At 69.8% G+C, this 8,558-nt stretch carries 13 protein-coding genes and 1 pseudogene; 3 read left to right on the forward strand and 11 right to left on the reverse strand.

Annotated elements, in window-relative coordinates:
- Positions 1-23: 23 nt before the first annotated feature.
- Both IH13_RS0105675 and IH13_RS0105680 read right to left on the reverse strand, forming a co-directional pair.
- On the reverse strand, positions 24-803 hold the full coding sequence (locus tag IH13_RS0105675) for an SDR family oxidoreductase (protein ID WP_031081538.1): 780 nt from the start codon (positions 801-803) through the stop codon (positions 24-26).
- A 183-nt stretch (positions 804-986) separates the two neighbouring features.
- A complete protein-coding gene (locus tag IH13_RS0105680; protein WP_031081539.1) occupies positions 987-1,265 on the reverse strand; it encodes a metal-sensitive transcriptional regulator in 279 nt (92 codons plus the stop codon).
- 123 nt (positions 1,266-1,388) lie between these two features.
- Between IH13_RS0105680 and IH13_RS0105685 the strand changes: the two genes are divergently transcribed.
- Positions 1,389-1,799, forward strand: coding sequence for an FtsX-like permease family protein (locus tag IH13_RS0105685; protein ID WP_031081540.1), 411 nt, complete (start codon positions 1,389-1,391; stop codon positions 1,797-1,799).
- Between the two features lie 107 nt (positions 1,800-1,906).
- Here IH13_RS0105685 and IH13_RS0105690 read toward each other — a convergent pair whose 3' ends face one another.
- The 9 genes from IH13_RS0105690 to IH13_RS0105730 all read right to left on the reverse strand — a co-directional run bounded on the left by IH13_RS0105690 (position 1,907) and on the right by IH13_RS0105730 (position 7,343).
- On the reverse strand, positions 1,907-2,380 hold the full coding sequence (locus IH13_RS0105690; RefSeq protein WP_051835769.1) for a GNAT family N-acetyltransferase: 474 nt from the start codon (positions 2,378-2,380) through the stop codon (positions 1,907-1,909).
- Positions 2,377-3,276, reverse strand: a complete 900-nt coding sequence (locus tag IH13_RS0105695) for a protein kinase domain-containing protein (protein WP_031081542.1) — start codon at positions 3,274-3,276, stop codon at positions 2,377-2,379. The genes IH13_RS0105690 and IH13_RS0105695 overlap by 4 nt, the downstream gene beginning before the upstream one ends.
- Positions 3,255-3,890 (reverse strand): DUF6875 domain-containing protein, encoded by a 636-nt coding sequence (locus IH13_RS0105700; RefSeq protein ID WP_031081544.1) that lies wholly within the window; start codon positions 3,888-3,890, stop codon positions 3,255-3,257. Before IH13_RS0105700 ends, IH13_RS0105695 begins: the two co-directional genes overlap by 22 nt.
- The gene (locus IH13_RS0105705; protein ID WP_031081546.1) at positions 3,887-4,291 is read right to left on the reverse strand and encodes a hypothetical protein; all 405 of its coding nucleotides are present in this window, start codon (positions 4,289-4,291) and stop codon (positions 3,887-3,889) included. Before IH13_RS0105705 ends, IH13_RS0105700 begins: the two co-directional genes overlap by 4 nt.
- Positions 4,292-4,518: 227 nt before the next feature.
- The gene (locus IH13_RS0105710) at positions 4,519-5,397 is read right to left on the reverse strand and encodes a helix-turn-helix domain-containing protein (RefSeq protein ID WP_031081548.1); all 879 of its coding nucleotides are present in this window, start codon (positions 5,395-5,397) and stop codon (positions 4,519-4,521) included.
- Positions 5,398-5,415: 18 nt separating this feature from the next.
- A complete protein-coding gene (locus tag IH13_RS0105715) occupies positions 5,416-5,952 on the reverse strand; it encodes a DUF6879 family protein (protein ID WP_031081550.1) in 537 nt (178 codons plus the stop codon).
- Complete coding sequence (locus tag IH13_RS40490) at positions 5,912-6,187, reverse strand: hypothetical protein (protein ID WP_082317521.1); 276 nt, start codon at positions 6,185-6,187, stop codon at positions 5,912-5,914. Before IH13_RS40490 ends, IH13_RS0105715 begins: the two co-directional genes overlap by 41 nt.
- A gap of 110 nt (positions 6,188-6,297) precedes the next feature.
- Positions 6,298-6,534, reverse strand: coding sequence for a DUF397 domain-containing protein (locus tag IH13_RS0105725; protein WP_031081551.1), 237 nt, complete (start codon positions 6,532-6,534; stop codon positions 6,298-6,300).
- Entirely contained in the window at positions 6,531-7,343 is an 813-nt protein-coding gene (locus IH13_RS0105730) for a helix-turn-helix domain-containing protein (protein ID WP_031081553.1), read from the reverse strand. Before IH13_RS0105730 ends, IH13_RS0105725 begins: the two co-directional genes overlap by 4 nt.
- 82 nt (positions 7,344-7,425) lie before the next feature.
- Here IH13_RS0105730 and IH13_RS0105735 point away from each other — a divergent pair, with 82 nt between their 5' ends.
- The gene (locus IH13_RS0105735) at positions 7,426-7,842 is read left to right on the forward strand and encodes a hypothetical protein (RefSeq protein ID WP_031081555.1); all 417 of its coding nucleotides are present in this window, start codon (positions 7,426-7,428) and stop codon (positions 7,840-7,842) included.
- A gap of 172 nt (positions 7,843-8,014) precedes the next feature.
- Positions 8,015-8,558, forward strand: a pseudogene (locus IH13_RS0105740) (hypothetical protein); the annotation flags it as partial.

Raw genomic sequence — 8,558 nt, forward strand, 5'->3', positions numbered from 1 at the left:
GGCCGGCCCCCGCCGTAAGGGCCTTACGCCAGGCCTCCGTCGCTCATCAGGAGCTGCCCGTTGACCCACCCGCCCTGGGGTGAGCACAGGAAGTCCACCAGGTGGGCGGTGTCCTGGGGGGTGCCGAGGCGGCCGAGCGGGGTGGCGGCGGCCAGGTCCGTCCTGGTGTCCGGTGTCATCCAGCCCGTGTCCACCGGGCCCGGGTTGATGGCGTTCGCCGTCACGCCGAGGTGGGCGAGTTCGCGGGCGGCGGCCAGGGCGATGCGGTCCAGGGCTCCCTTGCTCGCCCCGTAGGGCAGGTTGCCGACCGTGTGGTCGCTGGTCAGCGCGATGATCCGGCCGGTCCCGGGGGCGGAGCGGAAGCGCGTCGCGTACGCGCGGATCAGCAGCCAGGAGGCGCGGGCGTTGACGGCGAAGTGCCGGTCGAAGCTATCCACCGAGGTGTCCAGCAGTCCGGAGTCGACCGATTCGGCGTGGCACATCACCAGCGCGGTCACCGGCCCGAGCCGGCTCTCCGCCTCGTCCAGGACGCGGTCGGGGGTGTCCGGGTCGGTGAGGTCCGCCTCGATGGCGACGGCGGCGGCGCCGTGCCCGGTGAGCGTGGCGGTGATCGCGTCGGTGGCGCCCTCCTCGACCCCCCACTCCATGCGGTCGTCGTACGGCGTCCAGTAGGTGAAGGCGATGTTCCAGCCGGAGGAGGCCAGTTGCCGGGCGATCCCGGCGCCGATGCCGATGGTGCGGCCGACGCCGGTGACCAGGGCGAGCGGGCGTTCGGAGTTCTCGTGTGCGGGGAGCGTCGTCATGGGCGGAATGATCCGTGGCGTGCACGGGCGGGACAAGCGCTTTGCCCGTCGCGGGGCCGCAGGGCACACCGGGTGCGGCACCCGGTGTGCCCTGCGGGCGTCCGGTCCGGGCCCGCGTCCGGTCCGGGCCCGCGTCCGGTCCGGGCCCGCGCCCGGTCCGGATCCGCGCCCGGTCCGGGCGTCTCAGGCCAGGGAGAGGAACAGCTTCTCCAGCCGGGCGCGCATCCGGTCCTTGTCGGCGGTGGTCTGCCCCTCCTCGGCCAGGCACTGCTCCAGGCCCGTGGCGATGATCGAGAAGCCCGCCCGGTCCAAGGCCCGGGAGGCGGCGGCGAGCTGGGTGACGACGTCCTCGCAGTCCCGGCCCTCCTCGATCATCTTGATGACCCCGGCGATCTGGCCCTGGGCCCGGCGGAGCCGGTTGAGGACCGATTTCAGCTCGTCGGCCGCCATGTCGAGTTGCATGGTTCCTCCCGTATCGAATACATACCCCTAGGGGTATGTTACCCGGAGCACGGCCCGGCCGGGAGTACCGCCCGGACGTGGTGGTGTACCCAGCACCGTCTCCGAGTCCGGCGGGTACGCCCCGTGGGCCGTTCGGCAACGCTCCGTAGCGTCGGTCCCAGTGGCGCACCGGGCGCCGGACGAGCGAAGGGTGACGACCATGTTCGACCGCAAGCGGCGGCCACCGCCCACCGGCGCGCGGAGTTCGGCCGGCAGCGCCTCGCCGGGGCGACTCCCCGCCAGGTCCTGGGCGCGGTCGGTGTCGAAGCGTCGGCCCTGACCCTGACCGGCCTGCTCCTGGGCACAGCGGCGGGAGCCGCGGGGGCCATCCCCTTCATCATGGTCCGCACCGGTCAGGTGCTGCCCGGGGAGGGGCCGGGCAGCTGGCCGGCCGTCGTGACGGTGGCCGTGGCCGTCACTCTCGGCACGACCCTGGGAACCACCCGCACGACCCCGCGCACCCAGGCCGTGGACGCGGTGGCCGTGGCCACGTGAGGCCGGGGCGACGCATCGCCGGGCGGGCACTGCCGGCACTCGGCCTCAGGAGGACTACGGCCTGGGGAGGCGTACAGCCTGACGAGGCGGATTGCGCACCCGGTCGTTCAGTCCGTCGAGGCGGCGAGGTGGTAGGTGATCATGTGGCCCCGCATGCCGAGCTGAGTGAATCCGGCCTTCTCCAGGACTCGCCCCGAGGCGACGTTGTCGGGATGGACCTTGGCGCCCAACGCATCAAGGCCAGCAGCGGCGAAGGCGAAGACGACGAGCTGCTGGACCGCCCGCGTCGCGTAGCCCCGGCCCCAGCAGTCTTCACGCAGGACATAGCCCACTCGTCCTTGACCGCCTGGGCGCGTGCCGAGCTTGACGACGCCGACCAGATCCCCGGCGACCTCCACGCCGAAGACGTACTGCGCGACGGAGACGGCCTCGGTCCGGTGCCGCACCGGCGCCACGTACTCCTCGGCCTCACGGGCGGTCATGGCGCGGCGCTCCAGGAACGCCACCGAAGCTCCGCTGTAGACGCGCAGGACGGCAGGGGCGTCGGCCGGTGTGAGAAGCCGGAGCGCGAGCGTGATCACAAGGCACCGAGGAGCGCGGCCAGTTCCCCGGCGGAGGGCCGATCCTGAGGGGAAGGGGCCAGACAGGCGGTGACGGCTTCCTCGAACTGGGGGAAACGCCAGGGCCGTGCATCGCTCAGAGGAGTCGTCCCGGCCTTCGCGATGACCTTGAGCATCTCCTCACGTGGGGCGCCGTCCCCATAGACGAAGGGACGGTGCCCCGTCCAGCACCAGAAGAGCGAGGCCCCCAGCCCCCAGATGTCGGTCGGCCACTCGGCCTGGACATGTGTATCCGGTGTGGTGCGCAGGAGACGGTCCGCGGTCTCGGGGGCGGTGGTGTGGGTGAGTGCTCCCCGGTACGGCAGGCGGTCTACGGGCGTGGGGCCGCATGCGAGGGCGTAGTCGATCAGATGGGCGGTGCCCGCGTCTACGAGGGTGTTGGTGGGCTGGACATCGGCGTGTGTCCACCCTGCGGCGTGCACGAGGGCCAGGCGTTCGGCCCAGGTGCGGGCGATACCGAGGAGCCAGGGACGCGCGGCAGGTCTGTCTCCTTCAGGACCGCGCGTGGTCGAGAGGGCGCGCCAGAGTTGTTGCCCACCGATCCAGCGCACGGCGAGCCAATGTCCGCCTTCCCAGGCGTCGGCCGCCACCCGGTACGCGGGATCCAGTGCGCCGACGCCGATGAGGGCGGTCAAGACCGCGTCCTCCTGGCCCACTTCGCTCACCGTGCGACGGGCGGTGCCGCCGTCGGGCGCATCGGCCTTGAGAGCCAGGCGCACATGGCCGCCCGTCAGACGCCAGACCTGGGAGCCGCGCCGACGGCTGACGGGCTCCGCGACGAGAGGGCGGCCGAAGCGGCCTTCGAGGACGCTGACGGCTTCGGCCGGAGGCGGGATCACAGCAGGCCCCGTGCCCATGTCCGGAGGTCCTTCCAGTCGCGTGGCAGGTGGGCGAACACGTCCCGGCCGTCGTCTTCGCCCACGGCGAGTGCTGCGGCGAGGTCGGGTGTCGCTCGGAGGAGGCGCGGATCACGCCGCCGGACGGCGGCCCGCACAGGGAGGAACGAGACCGGGGCGGCCGGGATGCGCCGACCGGCTGTAGAGGTCTCCTCCTCACCCGCACAGAACTTTCCGAACATGAGCCCAAGAGGCCCGTAGAGGTGCTTGAGCACCCAGTGCGGCCAAGTCACGAGCGTGCGATGCGTGGTGCCGGGGACGTCGCCCATGACGACGATGTTCTCGCACCGAAGAAGGCCGTGAGACCGGTGGATCAGAGGGCGCAGCCATTCGGCCGCCTGGACTCCGGCTTGGAACAACTCGGCCTCCACGGCGTCTGCTTCGCCCTCGACGCGGTAGACGGTCCAGGTGGTCATGTCGCGTTCGAGTGAGGGGGCGAGGTAGGGGCAATGGGCTGTCATCCGCTCCGTGTAGGAGACGACGTCCACGGTCGTCGGCCGTGTGCTGCGCGGCTCGATGAGACGGAGCGCCCCAGCGGTGTTCCAGGACGCTCCGTCGGCGTGGGCGACGGTCACGGGGCCGTGGTCTCCGGGGAGACATCGTCACCGTCGTTGGTGGTGGGACCGCAGTTCCACTCCGCCACGACGGTGCCGGTGTCCCGGTAACGGGCGAAGGCGGCGTGGTCCAGGACGCCGCTCGCGTCGGTGAACCAGATCTCCGGCAGAGGCCCGTACGTCTCCTCGTACGCGGCGACCCAGGTGATCGGCCCGGCGCCGCCCCCTTCGCGGTGCCCCAGGACGGACCCGGCGTGCTGCTTGCTGAATTCCCCGTACTCCGGGGTGGCCAGCATCCGGTGCCATACGGCGTCCACGGCCTGCGAGAACATCTCGGGGGCCGTGTCGCCGCTGCCGAAGCGCTGTCCGGCGATGGTGAGGAAGCGGCCGAGTTCCCGGCGCTCGATGGTGAGGGTGTCCATGGTGGTGATCCTCTCGGCGGGTTCGAGTGGTACCGGGTGTGATGCCCCCGGCCCGGCCTCGGCGAGGTGGGCGCGAGCAGGCGTCACTCCCAGGGTGTTTCAGCGGCCGCTCGTACCTTGGTGGAGCCGATGGAGTGGTACGCCGTAGGGCGGTTGGCGACATGAAGGCCGCGTGCCTTCCGGTTCGGAGCGCTGCGCAACACGCTAGGAAGGCTGCGGACGCGCTCTCAACGGAGTTGCGGATGATTGCGCAGATCCACCCCGAGGAAACCGGCGGCGGCGCGTATGAGCCCACGCGCGGTATCACCGTGAACGGCCGTCGCGGCCAGAGCGCGGAAGGCACGGACATAGTCTGCGGTTTCCCGGGGCTGGCGGACGCTGATGCCCGCTGTGAGTGTCTCCACCACCGTGTGTCGGTCGTCGTAGAGGTAGAACGCCTCCAACGGCCACACGGTGCGTTCGGCGCCGAGGGGAATGATGCCGAGCGAGACGGACGGCAGTGGCATGACGGTGAGCAGGTGGGCGAGCTGGTCGGCCATCGTCTCGGTGGTACCGATCCGTGTGCGTAACACCCACTCCTCGACCAGGACGACGAAGCGGTGGCCGCCTTCGTACAGGAGGCGTGAGCGGGCCAGGCGGGCGGCGACGGCCTCGGTGACGTCGTCGGGGGTGCCCTGGAAAGCGGTGATGGAACGCATGAGGGCTTCCGCGTATCCGGCCGTCTGGAAGAAGCCCGGGACGACGTTGGACGTGTAGGCGCGACACACACGTGCGGCCGTGTTGCGCGCGAGGACATCCTCCTGGGTCCGGCGCATGCCGGTTCGGTGCTGGCGACGCCACTCCAGGTACATCGACTCCACCGCCTGGGCGGTGGCGATGAGGTCCTCCTGCTGGTCCTCGGCACCGCACGCCGTACACCAGGACCGCAGATCGCCGTCGGAGGGAGCCGTCTTCGCACTGAGGATTCGGCTGGTCTTGGCCGGGTGCCAGCCGCAACGACCGGACAACTCGCGCCCGTTGAGACCGGCATCGCGCATCAGGTGGGCCAGACGCACGGCGAGCGCTTCGCGGGCAGCCTGGGCGCTGGAGGAGGGGGAAGCGGGCATGAGCTGTTCGTACGGCTTTCAGACGGTGTACTTCTCGTGCGGCACGGCTCGCTGCCAGACAGCTTCGAACGCGGCTGCGCAGAGAGCTACGGCCTCGGGCGCCCCGGTGCGCTCCTTGGCAGCCCAGTCGCCGTCACCGGTGAAGTGGTTGAACTGCACCAGACGGCCGTCCAGGAGCCAGAAGTCGGCGCCGGGCAGGGCGAGGCCGGCGGCCTGGCGACGGGGCAGCCAGCGCACGTCTTCCCCGCCTCGAAGGTTGAGGACGGTGATGGCGTGCTCGTAACGGATGTAATCGGTGACCGGCTCCGACACGATCCGTGCCCGGCGCATCTCCACACCCCGGCTGACCGCGTCCTGGACCAAGGGGAGCCACTGGGGCCAGAAGGAACGGGTCGGGTCGGTGTTCGCGCGACCGGTGCGGATGAAGTCCGCGAAGTCGTCGGCCTCGTCCCCTACGGCGTACTGGTCGCGCATCTCCAGATGCACAGCACTGCTTCGGGTGGCGGCGAGTAGCTCAGCGAAGGGGGTCGTCTCGGTGAACCCGCTCAGCGACATCGCACGCCTCCCTCAGAATCGGCACCATACGGGCGGGGATACGAATGACCCGCTCATGGTCGGGGATGCCGGTCGCATGCCCGGGCACCCACTGGGTACCGCCGATCACTCGGCGCAGGAGGGCTTCGGCCTCCTCACCCTGGACAACTAGATCGGCACTTTCCTCTTCCACCCACACGGTCGGTGAACCTTCACCACCGGTGTTCGGGTCGATTCCGACGAACCGTAATGCCATGGCTGCCTCCACTGCCGAGTCGGTTGCGCACCGTCACATGCCATGACCGTGGCGTGTTTGGTGGCAACCGTCAATCCCCCGAGACGGTCATGGACGCTCCCCTTCCGAGGTCAGTGGCTTCCTCCGACGAAAGCCGCCCAGGCGGCGGGGGAGACGGTGAGTGCGGGGACGGTCAGGTCCTTGGAGTCCCGTACGTGTACGGCGTGCGGGCAGGCGGCGATCTCGACGCAGTCGCCGCCCCGGTCGCCGCTGTGCGTGGACTTGGTCCAGGCGACGGCGACCTCCAGGCAGGCACTCTCGTCGTCGCTGTGGCTGCTTTTGAACCAGGTGAGTTCGGTGCCATTCACAGGGCCTCCGCAATGTCTCGGATCAGCTTCAAGGAATCCTCGGGGGTGTGAGCCTGGGCGCGGAGAAGGCTGTACCTGGTGAACAGGTGGCTACGCCGGGCCTGGTCGCTGACGAAGTTACCCCCATCCTGTCCCTCGACGTAGACGAGCTGCTCGTGTGCCGGTGTCTCCAACAGGAACATGGGACCGTTCAACGCCGCGTGTGTGCGCCGGGTCGGTGGCATGACCTGGATGTCGACGTGTCGCAGCCGGGCTACGTCGAGTAGATGGTCCAACTGTTCCTTCAGGACGTGCTCTCCGCCGATCGGACGTGTGAGCACGCTCTGTTCGAGCACGAAGCTGACGATGGGTGCGGGGCGGCGCCGAAGGATTTCGTGCCGCGCGAGTCGTGTCCGTACGCGCCCCTCGATTTCCTCGTCGTCCAGCGGTGGGCAGTGACAACTGAAGACATGGCCGGCGTAATCGGAGGTCTGGAGAATGCCGGGGATCACCCGGTTCTCGTAGTTGTGCAGTGCCACCGCAGTCGCCTCGTGCTCTGCGTACTCCTCGGTCCACGCAGGCAAATAGCTGAACCGAAGCTTCGCCCCCGCCGCCTCCAGTGCACCTTGTGCACCCAGGGCCGCGTCCGCCGCCGTGATGAACCCGCCCTTCGGTGGCCTCGCTCCCCGCTCCACCATCGCCACCTGTGACTTGGAGAAACCGATCTTCGCCCCCAGCGCCTCCTGGGACAGCTCGGCCCGTTCGCGGTAGAAGCGGAGCAGCGTGCCGAACATCTCCGCGTTACCACTTCCCTGCTCACCGGAGTGCACAGCTCCACCTCCCGAGTACACGACCGTGCACAGACGCCCGGTGACTCTGGTCACCGTATGTGTCGGCGTTCACGCTGTCCGTATGGATCAGAAAAGTTCACCGGAGCCGGTGCCGTCCTGGATTCCCGCGAGCGGGCACGCCCTCCGGCACACGGGGGTGCACTTCGACGCCGTGCGGATGGGCGGGGTGCTGGGCGAGCAAGTGGCGTACGAGATCACGCAGTTCACGGACTTCCTGGCCGGGCCGATCGTGCGGTCCTGGATCGGGGAGCGGAGTACGTACTTCCTGCTGCCGCCCCGGTCCGCCGCCGCCTACGCGTGGCCGCCCGGCGCGCGGCTCATGGGGCGGGACGCGCGGTGCGACGCGTTCGTGGGGGTTCCGGCGCTCGACGGGCACACGTGGCCGCTGGACTGGCGATCGAGGCCCACGGGTGAGGCGCCGTACGTCGATCCGGGGTTGCTCCACGAACTGACGCTCGGCGTCCTGAAGAGTGTCTGATCGAAAACGCGTCCCCTTGTCATATGCGTACAGGGGGACCACCGCCTGCGGTAGCGTAAGCGCGGCATTACGCTCTGTGCGCACGCGCGCACGAAAGAGCGGCGGCCCCCGGCGGTGCTACCAACACCCTCCGGAGGCCTTCACCCGCTAGTGGATACGGAGTCCACCAGGAATGCTTCGGCATGCTATCGCGCCCTCCCGGCGCTATACGAAGGCATCGCACGATGTCGTGCGTCATCCGCGTCTGACGAGTGACGCGAAGATCCTCCTGCTGTATGTGCAGGGGCTGCCCGAGGAGTTGGCGGCGAAGCCGCTCAGTGAGCACGCGCGGAAGCTCGGGATCACCGGGCGGGCGTACCAGAAGGCCAAGGAACTGCTGGTCGTGAACGGTTTCCTGCACGAGAGGCGGGAGCAGGGGGTGCGGGGTCTCTGGGCGACGGCGCAACTGCTGTCGAACGTCGCCCTGACCGCCCTGGAGGCCGCCGCGATCCGCCGTGACCGGACGGGGGTGGGACCGGCGTGTCCGGGTGCGCGGGAACCGGCGGTCGGTGAACCGGCGGGCCGGGTGGCCGGTGATCAACTACCGGTGGACGAAGAACTGGTGGAGAACTCGTCCCACCCACCCTCCGAAGCACATCCGGAGCCGTGCCCGGAATCCGAACCGGCCCCGGCATCCGAACCGGCCCCGGAGCCGGTGGCGCCTGACCCGCCGGCCG

The organism is Streptomyces sp. NRRL WC-3549, assembly GCF_000721935.1.
Classification (GTDB): domain Bacteria; phylum Actinomycetota; class Actinomycetes; order Streptomycetales; family Streptomycetaceae; genus Streptomyces.

What these genes read in the sequence shown, in the direction of transcription:
- IH13_RS0105675 (WP_031081538.1), bottom strand. Translation starts at nt 803, where the DNA reads ATGACGACGCTCCCCGCACACGAGAACTCCGAACGCCCGCTCGCCCTG.
- IH13_RS0105680 (WP_031081539.1), bottom strand. Translation starts at nt 1,265, where the DNA reads ATGCAACTCGACATGGCGGCCGACGAGCTGAAATCGGTCCTCAACCGG.
- IH13_RS0105695 (WP_031081542.1), bottom strand. Translation starts at nt 3,276, where the DNA reads ATGGGCACGGGGCCTGCTGTGATCCCGCCTCCGGCCGAAGCCGTCAGC.
- IH13_RS0105705 (WP_031081546.1), bottom strand. Translation starts at nt 4,291, where the DNA reads ATGGACACCCTCACCATCGAGCGCCGGGAACTCGGCCGCTTCCTCACC.
- IH13_RS0105710 (WP_031081548.1), bottom strand. Translation starts at nt 5,397, where the DNA reads ATGCCCGCTTCCCCCTCCTCCAGCGCCCAGGCTGCCCGCGAAGCGCTC.
- IH13_RS0105715 (WP_031081550.1), bottom strand. Translation starts at nt 5,952, where the DNA reads ATGTCGCTGAGCGGGTTCACCGAGACGACCCCCTTCGCTGAGCTACTC.
- IH13_RS40490 (WP_082317521.1), bottom strand. Translation starts at nt 6,187, where the DNA reads ATGGCATTACGGTTCGTCGGAATCGACCCGAACACCGGTGGTGAAGGT.
- IH13_RS0105735 (WP_031081555.1), top strand. Translation starts at nt 7,426, where the DNA reads ATGGATCAGAAAAGTTCACCGGAGCCGGTGCCGTCCTGGATTCCCGCG.